This window comes from Blautia sp. CGZ-1-C1, from assembly GCF_056504575.1.
In genome coordinates this window covers 1-19,227 of record NZ_JBWLUT010000054.1, presented here as the reverse complement: position 1 = coordinate 19,227, position 19,227 = coordinate 1, and the positions used below count along the sequence as shown (strand labels likewise).

17 protein-coding genes are annotated in these 19,227 nt (G+C 39.1%); 7 read left to right on the top strand and 10 right to left on the bottom strand.

Going from position 1 to position 19,227, the window contains the following annotated elements:
• Positions 1-12 precede the first annotated feature (12 nt).
• The 10 genes from AC058W_RS03505 to rpmH all read right to left on the bottom strand — a co-directional run bounded on the left by AC058W_RS03505 (position 13) and on the right by rpmH (position 10,172).
• Positions 13-876, bottom strand: coding sequence for an ABC transporter permease (locus AC058W_RS03505; protein WP_117676580.1), 864 nt, complete (start codon positions 874-876; stop codon positions 13-15).
• A 2-nt stretch (positions 877-878) separates the two neighbouring features.
• Positions 879-1,952: an ABC transporter ATP-binding protein gene (locus AC058W_RS03500; protein ID WP_117845301.1), complete on the bottom strand. Its 1,074-nt coding sequence runs from the start codon at positions 1,950-1,952 to the stop codon at positions 879-881.
• Positions 1,953-2,161: 209 nt separating this feature from the next.
• Positions 2,162-2,902 (bottom strand): 16S rRNA (guanine(527)-N(7))-methyltransferase RsmG, encoded by a 741-nt coding sequence (gene rsmG / locus AC058W_RS03495; protein ID WP_117676578.1) that lies wholly within the window; start codon positions 2,900-2,902, stop codon positions 2,162-2,164.
• A gap of 355 nt (positions 2,903-3,257) precedes the next feature.
• Positions 3,258-5,132 (bottom strand): tRNA uridine-5-carboxymethylaminomethyl(34) synthesis enzyme MnmG, encoded by a 1,875-nt coding sequence (mnmG, locus tag AC058W_RS03490; protein WP_117676577.1) that lies wholly within the window; start codon positions 5,130-5,132, stop codon positions 3,258-3,260.
• 178 nt (positions 5,133-5,310) lie between these two features.
• Complete coding sequence (gene mnmE / locus AC058W_RS03485; RefSeq protein ID WP_118411356.1) at positions 5,311-6,684, bottom strand: tRNA uridine-5-carboxymethylaminomethyl(34) synthesis GTPase MnmE; 1,374 nt, start codon at positions 6,682-6,684, stop codon at positions 5,311-5,313.
• Between the two features lie 401 nt (positions 6,685-7,085).
• Entirely contained in the window at positions 7,086-8,024 is a 939-nt protein-coding gene (gene jag, locus AC058W_RS03480) for an RNA-binding cell elongation regulator Jag/EloR (RefSeq protein ID WP_117676575.1), read from the bottom strand.
• A gap of 20 nt (positions 8,025-8,044) precedes the next feature.
• Complete coding sequence (locus tag AC058W_RS03475) at positions 8,045-9,334, bottom strand: YidC/Oxa1 family membrane protein insertase (protein ID WP_117676617.1); 1,290 nt, start codon at positions 9,332-9,334, stop codon at positions 8,045-8,047.
• A gap of 87 nt (positions 9,335-9,421) precedes the next feature.
• The gene (yidD, locus tag AC058W_RS03470) at positions 9,422-9,634 is read right to left on the bottom strand and encodes a membrane protein insertion efficiency factor YidD (protein WP_173681245.1); all 213 of its coding nucleotides are present in this window, start codon (positions 9,632-9,634) and stop codon (positions 9,422-9,424) included.
• Positions 9,603-9,974, bottom strand: a complete 372-nt coding sequence (gene rnpA, locus AC058W_RS03465; RefSeq protein WP_117676616.1) for a ribonuclease P protein component — start codon at positions 9,972-9,974, stop codon at positions 9,603-9,605. Before rnpA ends, yidD begins: the two co-directional genes overlap by 32 nt.
• 63 nt (positions 9,975-10,037) lie before the next feature.
• Entirely contained in the window at positions 10,038-10,172 is a 135-nt protein-coding gene (rpmH, locus tag AC058W_RS03460; protein WP_008708004.1) for a 50S ribosomal protein L34, read from the bottom strand.
• A gap of 662 nt (positions 10,173-10,834) precedes the next feature.
• On the opposite strand from rpmH, the gene dnaA reads away from it, so the two are divergent.
• The 7 genes from dnaA to AC058W_RS03425 form a co-directional block, all read left to right on the top strand.
• Positions 10,835-12,190: a chromosomal replication initiator protein DnaA gene (gene dnaA / locus AC058W_RS03455; RefSeq protein ID WP_117676574.1), complete on the top strand. Its 1,356-nt coding sequence runs from the start codon at positions 10,835-10,837 to the stop codon at positions 12,188-12,190.
• Between the two features lie 278 nt (positions 12,191-12,468).
• Positions 12,469-13,584 carry a DNA polymerase III subunit beta gene (gene dnaN, locus AC058W_RS03450; RefSeq protein WP_118411357.1) on the top strand — a complete coding sequence of 372 codons (1,116 nt, stop codon included), beginning with the start codon at positions 12,469-12,471 and terminating at the stop codon, positions 13,582-13,584.
• A 13-nt stretch (positions 13,585-13,597) separates the two neighbouring features.
• Positions 13,598-13,807, top strand: a complete 210-nt coding sequence (locus AC058W_RS03445) for an RNA-binding S4 domain-containing protein (RefSeq protein WP_117676572.1) — start codon at positions 13,598-13,600, stop codon at positions 13,805-13,807.
• Between the two features lie 4 nt (positions 13,808-13,811).
• Positions 13,812-14,900: a DNA replication/repair protein RecF gene (gene recF, locus AC058W_RS03440; protein ID WP_118411358.1), complete on the top strand. Its 1,089-nt coding sequence runs from the start codon at positions 13,812-13,814 to the stop codon at positions 14,898-14,900.
• Between the two features lie 73 nt (positions 14,901-14,973).
• Positions 14,974-17,487 carry a hypothetical protein gene (locus AC058W_RS03435; protein WP_479389723.1) on the top strand — a complete coding sequence of 838 codons (2,514 nt, stop codon included), beginning with the start codon at positions 14,974-14,976 and terminating at the stop codon, positions 17,485-17,487.
• A 23-nt stretch (positions 17,488-17,510) separates the two neighbouring features.
• Positions 17,511-18,380 (top strand): 16S rRNA (adenine(1518)-N(6)/adenine(1519)-N(6))-dimethyltransferase RsmA, encoded by an 870-nt coding sequence (gene rsmA, locus AC058W_RS03430; RefSeq protein WP_117676569.1) that lies wholly within the window; start codon positions 17,511-17,513, stop codon positions 18,378-18,380.
• Between the two features lie 458 nt (positions 18,381-18,838).
• The coding region (locus AC058W_RS03425) for a DUF1002 domain-containing protein (RefSeq protein WP_479389722.1) at positions 18,839-19,227 on the top strand (389 nt) is incomplete at its 3' end.

Below are 19,227 nucleotides of genomic sequence, written 5' to 3'. Positions count from 1 at the left end.
TTCACCTCCCCACTAATTCCAACGTCTCTTCAGAATAGACTGTGTTGTAAGGAACAAGCATACTGCGATCACTGAAAGAAAATATACAATTCCTTTTATGTCAAAAATGTTACTCGTGAAATTATCAAAATGTCCACTCAGGTTGAATACATCCAGAACTTTCTGAATTCCGCCTTCAAAAATACTGGATTTTACTACATAAATGATTACAAGTATTACTTCTCCGATCACTCCAATCACTGCTGAGATCAGAACATTCTTAATCATTGTATAAATAATAATCGCTGCTGCCAGAATCAGTAATCCAAATGCTACACATGTAGACATTGATGTCTGAGAGAAAAATGAAGAAATACCATTCATCATGTAGAAGGCAAATAAAAGGACAAATGTAAGTACTGCCGCAATTACCTGGCTTTCAGTTAATGCTGACATAAATACACCGATTGCAATATTTGCACATCCAAGAAGGAAAAATCCAAGAACTGCTGTATAAGCAGATGCAAAGGATACTGTACCAAACTTAGACATAATCAGTGGATAAGTACACATAACTGCCATAGGAATGGCATATACCGTTACCAGTGCAAGATATTTACCTATTACAATACCACCTACAGAAACCGGTGATGTCAAAAGCAGCTGGTCTGTTTTCTGTTTTCTTTCTTCTGCCAGTACACGCATCGTCAGGATTGGCACTCCAATAAGGAACACAAAGGTAATGGCACTTAATGTATATTCAAATTTAGGATATGCTGCTGAAAGCTGATATGCAGAAAAATAAATACCTGCCAGTACAAGGATAAAAAAGATAAACAAATATCCTACCATGGATGTCAGGTAGCTTTTCAGCTCTCTTTTATAAATAGCTGTCATGATTATTTTTCTCCCCCTTCATCATTTTTCTGTGATTCTGTTGATGTCTGTTCCACGTTTACAGCTTCCGTTTTAGCTTCTGCTGTTTCCTGGCTTTCAGAACTCTTCTGGTCTGTATCATCTTCACTTGCAGATGCCGGTTTCTCAGATGCTGTAAGTTCAAGGAATATTTCCTCAAGAGATACTTTCTTGGACTTCATCTCATAAATTGGGCTGTTTATATCAGACATCTTGTAGAATACTTTTTCTCTGATATCATTATTCTCTTCTGTGGAAACCTTAGTGCTCCAGAGATTCTGTTTCTCATCCTTCTCAATAGTCACGCTGTTAACTCCTTCAATGCTTTCCAGAGCCTGTTTAATCTGTGATTTTTCACCTTTAATAAGCATTTCAAGAGTATTAGATCCTTCTGCCAGCTTTCCAAGGTTCTCCGGAGTATCACTGGCAACCAGTTTTCCATGGGAAATGATCAGCACGTAATCACACACCGCACTTACTTCAGATAAGATATGCGAACTGAGAATTACTGTATGCTTCTTCTTTAAATCTTTGATGAGGGTACGGATTTCTATAATCTGTTTCGGGTCAAGTCCTACTGTCGGCTCATCCAGAATGATAACCTCCGGGTAGCCCATGATTGCTTCCGCCAGTCCAACTCTCTGTCTGTAGCCTTTTGACAGATTTTTGATCAGACGATTTCTCATATCAGAAATCTTTACCATATCCATAACTTCTTCTATCATGGTTGCTTTTTTGTCTTTTGGGATTTTTTTGAGATCAGCCACGAATTTCATATATTCCAGAACGGTCATATCAAAATAGAGTGGCGGCTGTTCTGGCAGATAACCGATACATTTCTTCGCTGCTTCCGGTTCTTCAAGGATATCGTGTCCGTCAATCCTGACGGTTCCTTCTGTGGATGCAATGTATCCTGTTATCATATTCATTGTGGTGGATTTGCCTGCACCGTTTGGTCCAAGGAATCCATAGATTTTACCTTTCTCGATTTTAAAAGAAAGGTGGTCAACTGCCGTATGGTCGCCATATCGTTTGACCAGATTGTTTACTTCAATCAATGTGTTCTCCTCCTTTTATTTAAATGCCGCAAATTCGTCCTGGTGTGTTTAAAAAAGACTTTCCGCAGGAATGATTTTCCAAACACGCTCTGGCTTCAGGATTAATATAGAAAATGTCCTCAGGCGAAACAGAGAATGGGGGAACCCGAGGACATCTCTACAAGAACAGTTTATGATGAAGTTGTGATAAAATTAGGATAAAAGTGTGATTATTTTGTGATGTTTGTGTGAGACAATGGTTCTTTCAGCGGAGTTCCTGCTTTACGCGGATATTTACCCGGAGTTGGTTTCTTCTTATCTATAATGACAAGAGAACGGTCAATTTCCGAATCAGGAAGCTGGAAATATGTGATATCTCTTAACTGCCCGCCAAGGATTTTGATTGCTTTTTCAGCCTCTGTTGCTTCTTCCTGTACAGTTCCTGATTTATAGGAAATAAATGTTCCACCTGTTTTTACATATGGAAGGCAATATTCTGACAGCGTTGCAAGATTTGACACTGCTCTGGATACGCAGAGGTCATATTTCTCACGATATTCCTTGTTCTTCGCATACTCTTCGGCTCTTCCATGAATTGCCTTAATTCCTTCCAATCCGAGAAGCGTAAAGCTTTCCTCCAGAAAATTCACTCTCTTCTTCAGGGAGTCCAGCAGGCAGGCTTCCAGATGCGGGAATGCAATCTTTAACGGTACTCCCGGGAATCCTGCTCCTGTACCAATATCCATGATTGTTTTTACTTTTGTCATATCAATCGCTTTTACGCAGGACAGGCTGTCGAGAAAATGCTTTGTCAGCACTTCCTCGAATTCTGTAATTCCTGTCAGATTCATAACTTTATTCTTCTCTACCAGAAATTCATAGAACTGAATAAACTGATCTTTCTGTTTCTGACTCAGTTCTATTCCCAGCTCTTTACATCCGTTTTCCAATGTCGACAGATTATATGGCATGGTATTTTTCTCCTTTTTTATACTTATTTCTAATTCTCTAATCGTTGTTTTGTTTTTTCAACTTATAACTGATTTTTCTTTTTTATTTCGGTATTTCAGATTTTGAGTTTCCCTGCTATTTTATTAGCTTTTCTCTCAACTTTCTATTTTTCTTTTTGTTGTTTTTTGGGATTTTTAATGTTCTTTTCTATTCTTTCTCTACCTGAGTCTGTGTATTTAAGTGTTGTTTTTCGTACTTTGAAATCGTTTTTTGGTGATTTAAGGGTCCTTTATTCAGTTCTTTCATATTGTAAAATATGCTTGCTTTTTTCATATTTTCACATGTGCAAGTACATTAAATAGTGCTTATTGTGTCTTATCTTGCACTTGAAAGATATACCAGTAAAACAGATATATCTGCTGGCGATACCCCTGAAATTCGGGAGGCCTGTCCGATAGAAATCGGTCTGTATGCCTCCAGCTTCTGGCGGGCTTCGATTCTCAGACTGCCGACTTTCTCATAATCAAGATCCGTTGGGATTTTCTTTGCTTCCAGTTTCTTAAACTGTTCTACCTGCTTTAACTGTCTGCGGATATATCCATCATACTTGATGTTAATATCAACCTGTTCCTGTACATCCCATGGAAGTTCCGAACGTTCTTTGTCAAGCGGTTTAATTGCTTCATAGGAAAGTTCCGGACGGCGGATCAGTTCTGCCAGTGTTGTTCCTGACTTCAATGGAGTACTGTTGTAGCTTTCCAGAAGTGCCTGAACCTCTTTATTTGCACCGATATTTGTATGTTCTACTCTTTCAATTTCTTTCTTAATCTGTTCTTCTTTTGCAAGAATCTTCTGATATTCTTCCTCGCTGATAAGACCTACCTGGTAGCCCTTCTTACGAAGTCTCAGATCTGCATTATCCTGACGGAGAAGAAGTCTGTACTCTGCTCTGCTGGTCATCATACGGTATGGTTCATGGTTCTCCTTTGTTACCAGATCGTCAATCAGGACACCGATATACGCCTCTGAACGGTCCAGAATCAACTGTTCCTGGCCTTTAACTTCCATAGCCGCATTAATTCCGGCAATCAGTCCCTGAGCCGCCGCTTCCTCATATCCGGAACTTCCGTTAAACTGTCCACCGCTGAATAAACCTTTAATTTTCTTGAATTCCAGTGTTGGATATAGCTGGCGCGGATTAATGCAATCGTACTCAATGGCATATGCATTTTTGACGATTTTGGCATGTTCAAGTCCCGGTACAGAGTGATACATTTCCTCCTGTACATCCTCTGGAAGGGAGCTGGACATTCCGCCGATATACATTTCATTTGTATAAAGTCCCTCCGGCTCAATAAACACCTGGTGTCGGTTTTTATCAGCAAAACGCACTACCTTATCTTCAATAGATGGGCAGTAACGTGGTCCTGTTCCCTCAATCATTCCTGAATATAGCGGAGAACGATCCAGGTTTGCGCGGATAATCTCATGTGTTTTCTCATTGGTGTATGTCAGCCAGCATGATTTCTGTTCAATCTGAACATCTTCCGGGTTGGTTGAAAAAGAAAACGGAACAACCCTCTCATCTCCGAATTGCTCTTCCATTTTGCTGTAGTCAATGGTATTTCCAGCAATACGTGCCGGTGTTCCTGTTTTAAAACGGAACATTTCGATTCCCAGTTCTTTCAGAGAATCTGTAAGATAATTGGCAGCCTGGAGTCCGTTCGGACCTGTGTAGTTGCTTACATCGCCGTAGATACATCTTGCTTTCAGGTAGGTTCCTGTACAGAGAACGACTGCCTTACAATTATAAATAGCACCTGAATAAGTTTTTACGCCTTTAATCTTTCCATCTTCAACCAGAAGCTTTGTTACTTCACCCTGCTTAATAGTAAGGTTCGGAGTATTTTCCAATGTCTTTCTCATCTCATTGCTGTATGCCTGTTTATCCGCCTGTGCACGCAGCGAATGAACCGCAGGTCCTTTGGAGCAGTTGAGCATTTTTGACTGAATAAATGTTTTATCAATATTCTTTCCCATTTCACCGCCAAGAGCATCCAGTTCTCTTACCAGATGTCCCTTGGAACTGCCACCTACATTTGGATTACATGGCATTAATGCGATACTATCTACGCTGACGGTAAACATAACTGTATTCAGACCGAGGCGCGCGCCTGCAAGTGCAGCCTCACATCCGGCGTGTCCGGCGCCGACTACAACGAGATCATAATCTTCTACTAAAGTTTTCATTTTATCTCCTTTATTTCCACTGTATAATCTACTATCGTACAATTTACTAATCTATTATTAAAAATCGCCGAAGGCGATTTTTTTGCAAAATTTATTCTGTTACAATCATACTTCATCAATACTAATGATAATCTATCGGATACAATCAAGTCACTACTCGCTGCCAGATTCTTATCCACTATTTACCCATACAGAACTTACTGAAAATCTCATTAACCAGATCCTCACCCACTGATTCTCCGAGAATCTTTCCAAGATTTTCATATGCGTTCATCAGATCTATGGAGAAGAAATCCTCCGGCATTCCCATTTCTATACTGTTTCTGACCAGATCAAGACTCTTGTCAGCTTCTTCCAGTGCTGCTTTATGGCGGGCATTTGTGATGTATACTTCGTCATTAAAGGAAATCTCTCCACCAAAGAACATTTCTTTGATCTGTTCTTCCAGCTCTGTGATTCCTTTTTCCTCTTTTGCAGAAATCGGAATCACAGGGTGACCCGTCTTTTCTTTCAGAAGTTCTGTCTGGATCACTGGCTGAAGATCCGTTTTATTATACAGGATGATTGCTTTTTTACCGGCAAGCATAGCCATGATTTCTTCGTCATTCTCGTCAAGCGGAACTGACGAATCCACAACATAAAGAATCAAGTCTGCTTTCTGTGCCATTTCTCTGGCTCTGTCTACACCGATTTTTTCCACAATATCCTTCGTCTCACGGATTCCGGCTGTGTCGATAATCTTCAGAGAGATTCCATGAAGTGTGATATATTCTTCAAGAATATCTCTTGTTGTTCCTGCAATATCAGTTACAATAGCGCGATTTTCTCCTATCAGAAGATTCAGCAGAGAAGATTTTCCGGCATTTGGTTTCCCAAGAATAACCGTCTGAATTCCCTCCTGGATCATCTTTCCGTCGGAAGAAGTTTTCAACAATCGTTTCACTTCTTTCTGCTCGTTGTCCACAACTTCCAGAAGCTCCTGTGGATATCCATCCAGACTGATGTGTTCCGGATCATCCAATGCTGACTCAATGTATGCGATATGATAAATCAGTTTCTCTCTGATCTCGCGGATAGCTTTCTGTACAGAACCTCTTAACTGATCCATGGAACTGCGAAGTGCATATTCATTCTTTGCCTGAATGACATCCATAACCGCTTCGGCCTGGGACAGATCCATACGACCGTTCAGGAAAGCGCGCTTCGTAAATTCTCCTGGTTCTGCGATCTCTGCACCGTTTTTCAGCACTGTTTCCAGTACTCTCTGCATGGCAAATACACCGCCATGGCAGTCAATTTCTACTGTATCTTCCCCTGTGAAAGTTCTCGGTGCGTGCATGATCATCACCAGAACCTCATCCACCAGTTCCTCTCCATCATAAATATATCCATAATGAATGGTATGAGTCGGAACTTCTTTTATTTTTTTCTTTCCACCTTTTGATCTGTAGACACGGGAAATCACGTCCATGGCATTTTCACCACTGATGCGGACAATTCCAATTCCGGATGCACTCATAGCTGTGGAAATTGCTGCAATTGTTGTTTCCATTTTTTCCTCCTCACTTATTATATGTACTCTCGCTGCCTGCTCATAGCCGAATAGCATTTAGAAATTTTAAAATACAAACAGGATTACACAGGCAACCCTTAGCATCTTTTTCAAATCTTTATATAAATAACAAGATCATTACACCTATCGTTAATATCCCTGTTATTTATACAAAAACAAGTCCCACCTGGGAACTGCTGCCGTTGGATAATTACTTATTTTCTACAATAAAAAATGTTACTCCAGGTAAAAGTGTACACGCAAAGTTACGTGTTATTCACGCTTTCACCTAGAATAACATTCTTTTTTAATATCTGCAATGAAACATGTGCTTCTACATACAGCTATTTATTTAATTTGTTACTGTTCAGTCGCCAACACCTTGTGAAATAAACAGCAGATTAATTTCTTTTTAATTTTACCACTACATGGCGGTAAGGTTCTTCACCTTCACTGACAGTCTCAACGAATTTATTTCCCTGAAGAGCAGAATGGATGATTCTTCTCTCATAAGGATTCATCGGCTCAAGAATTACCGGCTTGCGGGTCTTTCTTACCTTATAAGCGATACCTCTTGCAAGATTCTCAAGAGTCTCTTTACGGCGTTTGCGGTAATCTTCTGTATCAAGTTTTACACGAATGTAATTTGATTTTCCTTTATTTACCACAAGGCTTGTCAGATACTGAAGAGAATCCAGTGTCTGACCTCTCTTGCCGATAAGGATTCCCATATCTTCGCCTTCGAAATCAACTTCCAGACTTCCATCTGTTGTATTATACTTAGATGTGATCTCTACTTCTCCAAGATTCATAGAAGCAAACACTTCGCTCAGGAATATCCTTGCTCTGTTTTCTACTTCTTTAATCTCTTCCGGATCTGTAATGATTTCAACAGGTTTTGCCGGTTTCACCGGTTTTGCTGCCTTTTCTCTGACTGGTTTCTCTTTGATTTCTTTCGGTTCTCTTGGCTGTTTTTCTTTTACAACTTTTTCCTTTACAGGCTTTGGCTGTCTTGGTTTCTCAGAAACAGCTTTTGGCTCTTTTGTTTCTTTCTTCACCGGTTTTACAGGTTCTGGTTTCTTTTCTTCAACCGGAGTCTCTTCCTTGAAGGAATCAAGTTTTACTGTCTCTACGATTTCCTTCATTTCTTCTTCCTCAGAAACCAGTTCAATCTTACGAACCTTTATCACTGCAGGTTTACTTCCGATTCCGAAGAATCCGTTGCTTCCTTCACTGATTACCTGAATCTCAAGCTGGTCACTGGATACGCCAAGCTCGATACATGCTTTTGTAATTGCTTCACTCTTTGTTTTCGCTGAAAACTGGATATAATCCTCCATGCCAACCCCTCCGTTCCTGACTACTTCTTCTTATTACGCTCATCAAATGCTTTTACCATATTGGCTTTGGCAGTAATGCTGCCCGGTTTTGCATTTGCTGCGTTTTTGTAAGATTCTTCGACCTTCTTAGCTCTTGTCTCGACATCAGTATTGCTGCTGCCTTTTTCAACTTTATTGATATTCTTAACGCTCTGATGTGCCTGATTTGTGATTTTCTGAGGCGGAAGCCCTTCTTTTTCGCGCTTCTTTTCCATCTTCTTCATATTCTCATTGATCAGGTCATCAATCTGAATCTTATCCATATGTCTGTTGATGACAAGCTGCTGTACACTTCGTACTGCCGCACTTGCTACCCAGTAAATACCAAGACCTACAGGGAATGTGAAACAGAATACTGCTGACATGAGCGGCATTACCATGTTCATTGTCTTCATGGAGTTCATCATTGCATCCTGCTGTGCATCTCCACCCTGCTGTGCTGCCTGAGGCATCAGCTTTAAGTTAATCATCTGTGTAGCCCACGCAAGGATCGGAATCAGGATTGCAACGATTGCAATAAGAATAGAACCACCGACAAAAGCGGCTTTAATATAAGTCAAAGGCTGGTCTGCAATATTCAGTCCAAAGAAGTTCTGCACATGCGAAATCTCTTTTGCAGTACTGTTGAGTGTATCCGCAAATCCGGAAAACTGACTGGTCTCTGCAAGAGTTTTCCACTGAGAAGGAGATAATGCATATAAAAAGTCTGTTACAGAATTGCTCGTAGCATTGTTGCCATCCATAATAAGCTGAACTCTTGTCATCTTATTATCTGTGATGAACTGCTGCAGGATATCTGTATATCCGTTTACACCTGTAATGCTTGTAACTGCAGATGCAAGGATATCTTTTACGCTGCCTACATATGCCGGAATTTTGTAAATTACCTGGTATAATGCCATCAAAATAGGGAACTGGATTGCAAGCTGTACGCAGCTTCCTGTAGGAGATACACCGTATTTCTGATATACAGCCTGTGTCTCTTCCTGCATCTTCTGCATAGCTGCCGAATCGTTATTTTTTCCCTTATACTTCTTCTGAATCTTCTGAAGCTCTGGCTGCATGATCGCACTTAATTTAGAAAATTTCTGCTGTTTGATCTGCAGTGGAGTCATAAGAGCGTAAATAAGGATACTGAAGATGATAATGCAAAGACCGATATTCTGAATTCCAAATACATTCAGCAGTCTGTAGATACCATCCATGATCCATCCCATGACGGTCGCAAGCTGACCGATAATAGGAGTGCTGCTCTTTGTCGCTAAAATCATTTCCAAGTTCATTTCCTCCTAGAATCCATAAATGACAGGAGGTTCCTTCGATCGATCAATATTCAATTTTCAAGTACATTCCTGTCTTTACGGTACAGGGTCATAGCCTCCATGGGAAAAAGGATTACAGCGAAGTATTCTCCATACCGCAAGAAGACCACCCTTTAATGCACCATATTTTTCGATTGCTTCTAAACCATATTGAGAACATGTGGGAATATAAGGACATTTTGTTCTCTTCATCGGTGACAAATACTTTTGATAGAGTTTAATTATTCTGATCAGAAACTTCTTTATCATTGTTCTTACCTGCTATGCAGTGCTTTCCCGCAAGATGCATCAGTGCACTTTCTATCTCATGATAGGTTCTGTCTTTTGCCTGGGGACGTGCAACTACTACAATATCCAAACCATTTTCAAATTCCGCTTCATTTAACCGATAACTTTCTCTTATCAATCTGGTGAGTCTGTGGCGGACCACACTATTCCCTACTTTTTTACTTACTGATATTCCCAGACGATTCTTCATGTACTGATTTTTCAGTACGTACATCACCAGATACCGATTACCTTTTGATGTTCCATGTTTATATACTTTTTGAAAATCTTGATTTTTTTTTAAGGACTCTGATCTTTGCATAGAATCCCCTTTCATAATCTCTTTTTTAAGAGAAGAAAAGACCACATAACTGCGGTCTTATTCTTAGGCTGATAAATGCTTTCTTCCTTTTAATCTTCTGGCAGCTAATACTTTACGACCACCTTTTGTGCTCATGCGAGCTCTGAAGCCATGAACTTTCGCTCTAGATCTTTTTTTCGGCTGAAATGTCATTTTCATAGGTAAAGCACCTCCTTTATCTATTATCCATGTTAAATTTTGTAACTTTTTAAGTATGGCAAATGCCGGAGTATTCGCTTCCTGCAGCCGCCAACTTTACTTATTAGAACATCATTTCAATTATATTCATAAAGGGTGGTTTCGTCAAGTATTATTTGCAACAAAGATTTCTCTTGTTTTTCTGTCATTGTGGATAGTTTAATTGGTTTACGTAATATTATCCACAATTTGTGGATAACTTGTGGATAACTTGTGGAATACCTGCGTATCTTTCCACTTTATCCCCCTTGTTTTTACACATCTCCCAAAAATTCTCTTTTATTTTTGCGCTTTTTGACAGTGTATAAAATTATACACATTTTTTTCCTATATTCAAGTGATCGTGTCGCATTATGGTAACCAAAATGGGCTTTTCCACTGTTATCCACACTAATCCACATAAAAATTGGGGATAACTTTTTTTCCACATTTCCATCAAATATACATTGCGAAAACAGGCATTTTATTATAATATATATAAGGATATTTATGTCTTTTTTAAAGAATACGGACAATGTCTGTGGAAAACAGGCTATCGCAATGACTTATACATTAATATAGAAGCAATTGTTACTGTTCACTACATGTTCAGTAATAAGTAATACGAACCGGGAGAACCAAAAATGAACAAAGTTGTGGAAAAATGGGATGAAATCCTACAAATCGTCAAAACAGAGCATGATCTGTCTGACGTTTCTTTTAATACATGGCTAAAACCACTCACTGTTTTTGAAGTAGTCGACAACGTCGTTACTATTATCGTTCCATCTGAGCAGGTCGGTCTCAATTATATAAGTAAAAAGTACAAACTTCCTCTCCAGGTAACAATCAGTGAAGTTACCGGAATGGAAAACTGTGATATTAATTTTATATTACCGGAAGATGTTCCGAAAAGAGAGACAGTTTCTCCCAAAGCGCAGTCGCAGGACGCCCGCTGCGAAGAAGCTCATCTGAATCCGAAATACACTTTTGACACATTTGTAGTCGGAAGCAACAATAAATTCGCCCAGGCGGCAGCCCTTGCAGTTGCTGAATCTCCGGGAGATACCTACAATCCGCTGTTTATCTACGGTGGCGCAGGTCTGGGAAAGACTCACCTTATGCATTCTATTGCGCATTTTATCATTGATCACGATGAAAACAGTAAAGTACTTTATGTTACCAGCGAGGAATTTACTAACGAACTGATCGAGACAATCCGAAACGGAAATAACTCAGCAATGACTAAATTCCGCGAAAAATACAGAAATATTGATGTTCTTCTCGTCGATGATATTCAGTTTATTATAGGAAAGGAATCTACACAGGAAGAATTTTTCCATACTTTCAACAGTCTGCACAGCGCAAAAAAACAGATCATTATTTCATCAGATAAACCACCGAAAGATATGGAAATTCTGGAAGAACGTTTCCGTTCACGATTTGAATGGGGTCTGATCGCAGATATCACACTGCCGGATTACGAAACCCGAATGGCGATTCTTCATAAAAAAGAAGAAATGGATGGCTATGATATTAATGAAGAAGTAATCAAATACATCGCAAACAATATCAAATCCAATATTCGTGAGCTGGAAGGTGCGATCAACAAGGTTATGGCTTTCGCCAAACTTGAAAAGAAAGAAGTAACACTTGAACTTGCTGAACAGGCGCTTAAAGATATCATTTCACCTGACGAAAAGAAAGTGATCACACCGGAATACATTATTTCCATGGTTGCAGAACACTTTGATGTTACAGTTGAAGACCTCTCAGGAAATAAACGTAACTCCAAAATTGTAACCCCTCGTCAGATCGCAATGTATTTATGCAGGGAAATTATTTCCACACCATTGAAATCTATCGGAAAATCTCTTGGTAATCGTGACCATACTACCATTATGCATGGAATCGACAAGATTGAAAAAGAGATTTCCAACGACGAAAATTTAAAAAATACCATCGAAACCTTAAAGAAAAAGATTAATCCACAGGGATGAGGATAACTGACTGTATAAACTGTGTATAAGATGTTGATTATATGTGGATAAATGTGAATAACTTTCTGCCCCTTTTTTGGCAAATCGGTTATACACAAGTTATTCACATGCTTTAAGTGCCTCTATACACGAAGTTATCCATATTCGAAACCCTTGAAAAATCAACATAAAATTGAGTTTTTCACATATTCACATCCCCTACGGCGGCGACGACGGATTTCTTTTATATATTTATCTATAAAAAACACATTTCACCCAGAAAGGAAGTTATACACATTATGAAAATCATTTGCCAGAAAAGTAACTTGCTCAAAAGTGTCAGTATCTCACTCAAAGCAGTTCCTTCCAAAACAACAATGCCAATCCTTGAATGTATTTTAATAGATGCAACAACAAACCAGATTAAATTTACTACCAATGATATGGAACTTGGGATTGAAACAATCGTTGATGGAACGATTGAAGAAAAAGGATTAATTGCACTTGATGCAAAAATCTTTTATGAAATCATTCGTCGACTGCCAGAAAATCAGGTTACTATAAAAACAGACGAGAAACTTACTGCCACCATTACCTGTGAAAAAGCTAAATTTACAATTCCTGGTAAATCCGGAGAAGATTTTGCATATCTCCCAATTATCGAAAGGGAAGAGAGTCTTACTATCTCACAATTCACTCTTAAAGAGATGATCAGACAGACAATTTTCTCAATTGCGTCTAATGAGACTAACAAATTAATGACCGGAGAACTTTTTGAGATTAAGGATAATTATCTGAAAATCGTATCTCTGGATGGACATCGTATTGCCATCAGACGTATGGAACTGAAGAAAGATTATGCAGACCGCAAAGTGGTGGTACCTGGTAAAACCCTTAATGAGATCAGTAAGATCCTGTCAGGTGAAATTGATGATATTGTAAATATTTATTTTTCAAAGAATCATATTTTATTTGAATTCGACCAGACAATTGTTATTTCCAGGCTGATTGACGGAGAATATTTCCGCATTGATCAGATGCTTTCCAGCGATTATGAAACAAAGATCGTAATCAACAAAAAAGAATTTCTGGATTGTATTGACCGAGCTACATTGCTGGTAAGAGAGGGAGAAAAGAAACCGATCATCATAGAAATTACTGATAATTCGATGGAATTACGCATTGATTCAGCAATGGGTTCTATGAATGAAAGCATTGATATCAACAAAGAGGGAAAGGATATTCTGATTGGGTTTAATCCTCGTTTCCTGATTGACGCTCTGAAAGTAATTGATGATGAAACAATCAGTATCTACCTCGTAAATCCAAAAGCACCATGCTTTATCAGAGATGATGAGGAAAATTACACATATTTGATTCTGCCTGTAAATATCAACCAGAATCAGGCAAGATAGGGAGTAAATGAAAATGGAAGAAATTAAAATCAGAGATGAATTTATAAAACTGGGGCAGTTACTGAAACTTGCAGATATGGTTCAGGACGGGGTTGAAGCGAAATATGTGATCACCGACGGACTGGTTAAAGTTAATGGAGAAGTGGACGAACGTCGCGGACGAAAAGTTTATGAAGGCGATGTTGTTTCTTATGATGGAAAAGAAATCAAAGTGATCAGGTGAGTAAATGTATATTGAATCCGTTCAGTTAAAAAATTTCAGAAATTATGATTCTCTGGAACTTGATCTGGCACAGGGGACGAATATATTTTACGGAAATAATGCCCAGGGAAAGACAAATATCCTGGAAGCGCTTTATTTATGTGGAACGACTAAGTCGCACAAGGGAAGCAAAGATAAAGATATGATCCGGTTTGGAGAGGATGAATCTCATATCCGTATGATGGTGAAAAGAGATGAACTTTCTTACAAAATTGACATGCACCTCAGAAAGAATAAGGCGAAAGGTGTAGCTATTAACGGGCTGCCGATCAGAAAAGTCGGTGAGTTGTTTGGCGTGGTCAATCTTGTGTTCTTTTCTCCCGAGGATCTGAATATCATAAAAAATGGTCCCGGAGAAAGAAGAAGATTTATTGATCTTGAATTATGTCAGCTGGACAAAATATACCTTACGGATCTGGCTTCATACAATCACATTGTAAATCAGAGAAATAAATTGCTGAAAGATATTTATATTCAGCCTTCGCTAAAAGATACTCTTGATATCTGGGATATGCAGATGGCAGAGTATGGGCGTAGACTTATTAATAAGCGAAGTGATTTTATTGCGGAATTAAATGAGACTGTAAGAAAAATACATCATAATCTTACGGGTGGTCTGGAAGAACTGGAAGTTATTTATGAGCCAAGCTGTACCTCAGAAGAACTGGAAAAAAGTGTACAGTTAAATAGGGAAAAAGATATGCGGATGAAGCTGACATCTGTCGGTCCGCACAGAGACGATCTGTGTGTGATGGCAAATGGAATCGATATTCGAAGATACGGTTCACAGGGCCAGCAGAGAACCGCGGCACTTTCACTTAAATTATCGGAAATTTATATGGTGAAAAGAAAAATAAAGGATACGCCGATTCTGCTTCTGGATGATGTTCTGTCTGAACTGGACCGCAGCAGACAGAACTATCTTCTGGACAGTATCAGTGATATTCAGACGTTGATCACATGTACAGGTCTTGATGATTTTATCAGTCATCAGTTTCAGATAAATAAGGTATTTCAGGTAGTGCAGGGAAATGTATTGCAACCTGAACAATGACGGTTAACAATCTTTTGACAAGGGTATAGGCTTATGATACACTGAACGTAATTATGGAAAGTTGGTGAATGCATTGGACAAAGAAGAATTTCGGATAAAGCTGGAAGAGATTAATAAGCTGGTTCAGGACAAAGATTATAAAGGCGCCATGAACATTGTAGACAGCATAGACTGGAGACGTGTCAAGAACGTCCGTACTTTATGCGTTGTCGGTGAGATTTATGCCGCAAATGGAAGATATGAAGATAGTAAGGAGATTTTTCTTCTTGCATATCATAAAGCATCTATTGGAAAAAATATTCTTTATCGCTTAATTGAGATTTCACTTAGAATGGATGACATTAATGAAGCGGAAGAATTTTTTGAAGAATATAAACAGGTAGCATCTAATGATAGTACACAGTATATTCTTCAGTATAAAATTGCGAGAGCGAAGAACTCTTCCTTGAATGAGCAGATCAGAATTCTGGAAGAATATAAAGAGCAGGAATTTACTGAGAAATGGTCATATGAACTGGCTGCATTATATTATAAAGCCGGAGAAAAGCAGAAGAGTCTGGATTTATGTAATGAGATTATTCTGTGGTTCAGCGAAGGCAAATATGTCATGAAAGCTTATGATCTTAAAATGAGAATGGGTGAGCTGACAGGTGCAGAGAAAGCTAAGTTTGAGAAACAGTTTGTTCCGAAACTTCTTACGCCAGAGCAGGCGAAGGAACTGAAAAAGGCAGAAAAAGAAGCAGAGTCAGAGAAAGATGCTTCAGAAGAGGAAGAACAGAAAGTAGCTTCAGACAGTGAAGTGGCAGATGTAAGTGAGGATACTGAAGAGAAAGAATCGGAAACACCTGAAGAATCAGAGCCAGAGATTCGTGTCAATATGGAGGGTATCCAGGAGCAAATTTCCAAAGGTATCAGAGATATTTTTGGTGGTAAGACTCAGGAAGAAAAAGAAGAGTTTACAGAAGAATCTGATGATATGATCAATGAAGCCGGAATTACAAAGGAGAATGAGATTCCGGAAGAAATCATAAAGAGTGATGCATCACAGGAAGAACCGGAAAATGTTCCGCAGCTGGAAGCAGAACCTGAGAAACCGGGGGAAGCTCCGGTAGCTGTTCCTGTCGAGAGTGTACAGGAAGAGAAAAAAGAGCCGGATTTTTCTGCAACAATTAAGATGCCGGAATTAAATATACCTGCTTCCATGAAGAATATGGAACTTAGTAAAGCTCCGAAAGTGGAAGATGTTGCTGAGACGAAGTTATCCATGGACTCTTTTAAAACATCAGGAACAGAATTTAATCTGGAAGATACGATTCTTGCTGCTGCCAGCGCTCAGGGAATTGAAATTCCGAAGGAAGAAAATCAGCCGGAAGTAAAAGAGCCGGAAAAAATTTCAGAAACAGAACCTGAGGTAACGATAAAAACACAGAAGATTGCAGATGAATTAGAAGAACCGGATTTTCTCAGTGGAAATCTGGAAGATACAGACACTGAGGATGTTAAAGCAGAGCCGGCAGAGGCTATAATAGATGAGGAAAAAACAGAAGAACCTGTAGCTGTTCCAAAAGAGTTTATTGAAGATGACGAAGATGAGGTTACGGAAGAGGACCTCAGAAGAGCAGAAGAGGAATTTCTGTATGGACCGGCAGGTAATTCGGATGTCAATCTGGAAGATATAGATGATACAGAACCGGAACAGTTAGTTGATGTGGCGAAAGAGGAAGAAGAACAGCCAGAACCTCTGACTGAAGAAGAGGAACTGGAACGTTTTATAGAATCTATTCAGCCGAAAGATGAAACCGATCCTAGAGACATTGTACCAAGAGAAAAAGAACTGACGGATGATGAGAAACAGTTATTTACATATTTTGTAAAGATTCCGGGAATGAAAGAACAGTTGGTTGATACGTTATGTGATGTTCAGATGGCGGCAGCAGATAAGACTTCCAAAACTGGAAATATTATTGTCATGGGTGGCAAGGAATGTGGAAAGACTAGACTGATCTCCGGGCTGGTTCCGGCAATCTGTAAAGAGTTAAATCTGGAAGCATCCAAAGTAGCTTACGTTTTTGCAGACCAGATCAATGGAAAAAATATTTATAAGATTTTCTCCAAGCTGGCCGGTGGTTTCCTTGTAATAGAGAATGCAAATCAGCTTACACAGGAAACTGTTGAGATGCTTGATAAAGCTATGGAAGTAAATACGGATGGTCTGACTATAATTGTTGAGGATGAAAAGATTGGCATGCGTAAACTGATTGCAAAATATCCGAAATTTGCAAAGAAATTTACATCTATGATCAATATTCCGGTATTTACCAATGATGAGCTCGTTAATTTTGCAAGGGTTTATACAAAGGAAAATGGTTATACCATTGACCAGATGGGAATGCTTGCACTGTACAATCTGATTGGAATCAATCAGAAAGAGGATTCGCCGATGAATATTGGCGCGGTGAAAGAACTTATAGATTCTGCGATTGCGAAATCTCAGGGAGGAATCCGTAAATTTAAACGAAATGTATCCAAGAAACGTATAGACAGAGACGGTTATATCGTTCTGTATGAAAAAGATTTCAGTAAATAATGCAAGAAAAAGGAGTAAAGACTATGCCCAGACCGTATCTAGGAGATCCAAAGTATACCATAGAAGTGCTTCAGAAGTATAATTTTGCATTCCAGAAAAGGTTTGGTCAGAACTTTCTGATCGATACTCATGTTCTGGATAAGATCATAGATTCAGCGCAGATTACAAAGGACGATTTCGTATTGGAAATTGGTCCGGGAATCGGAACAATGACGCAGTACCTGGCTGAAGCAGCCAGGGAAGTTGCGGCAGTCGAGATTGATACGACACTGATTCCGATTTTGAAGGACACATTAAAAGACTGGGATAATGTAACAGTGATCAATAATGATATCCTTAAAGTGGATATCCGGAAGCTTGCACTTGAGAAGAACCAGGGACGTCCGATCAAGGTGGTTGCGAATTTACCGTATTACATTACTACCCCTATCATTATGGGATTATTTGAGAATCAGGTTCCGATTGATTCAATCACGATCATGGTACAGAAAGAGGTTGCGGACAGAATGCAGGTAGGACCCGGAACGAAAGACTATGGAGCTCTTTCACTGGCAGTACAGTATTATGCGAAACCTCAGATCGTTGCAAATGTACCGCCGAATTGTTTCATGCCAAGACCGAAGGTTGGAAGTGCTGTGATCAGACTGGAAAGATATGCGAAACCGCCGGTTGAGGTGAACGATGAGAAGCTGATGTTTCGAATTATCCGGGCATCCTTCAATCAGAGAAGAAAGACACTGGTGAATGGTCTGAAGAATTCACCGGAGATTCCTTTTTCAAAAGAGCAGATAGAGGAGGCTCTGGGAATGTGTGGACTTTCTTTGAATATCAGAGGAGAAGCATTGACACTTGAGCAGTTTGCACAGCTTGCAAATGCTTTCAGCAGTTTATAAAAATATGAATATAAAAAGCATCCGGTGGCTAGTCGGATGCTTTTTATATTACGTTCAAATTTATTTTTTAAAAGGAAGGAGAGTCAATTGCCCTTTTCAGGCAATCAACATATGAAAAAGAAATTTTATAAAAATAATGTTGGCTTTATTATTTTTATGGTCTTAGTATATCTTGGAATTATGATAGAATCATGTTTAAGATGTGAAAAAATTTTGAACAAATGTCAAATGATTTATGAAGGTAGTATGTGAAGTGATATTTACTTTACAGAGAGAAAAGTAAGTGTGTTATAATGTGCCGGTAAAAAGGAAAAATAAGAAATATCAGATAATATGAACAGTTATCGGGGTGTTAATGATTTGGCTTTTTGACTTGTAACTGTGAAGGTACTGAACAGTTATAAAGGTTGAATGATTGATGCCCCAGGTTGTTATTGGTTATGGAGGTAATTTAGATTATGAGAATAAAAAAACTGGGAACACTTATTGTTGCAGGAGTGATCATGTGCACGACACCGGCAATGCCTGTAATGGCATCAGATGCAGTTGAATCTGTACAGGAGATTATCTCAGATAATGAAATAGATTCTCTCGTTTCTGATCCGGATAAAGTTGTGGATATCATTATGTATGTAAAAGATGCTGTGGCAGATCAGGATATTTCGGATGACCAGATCAAAGAGGTAATCCAGACAGCAGAAAATACTGTTGGAGTAAGTCTTACTGATGAGGAAGAGAATAAAATCGTCACGATCGTTAAGCAGGTCAAGAATTCAGATATTAACGAGGAGCAGCTGAGAAGTACTGTGACAAAGGTGTATGATAAGCTTGAGAAATGGGAATCGGC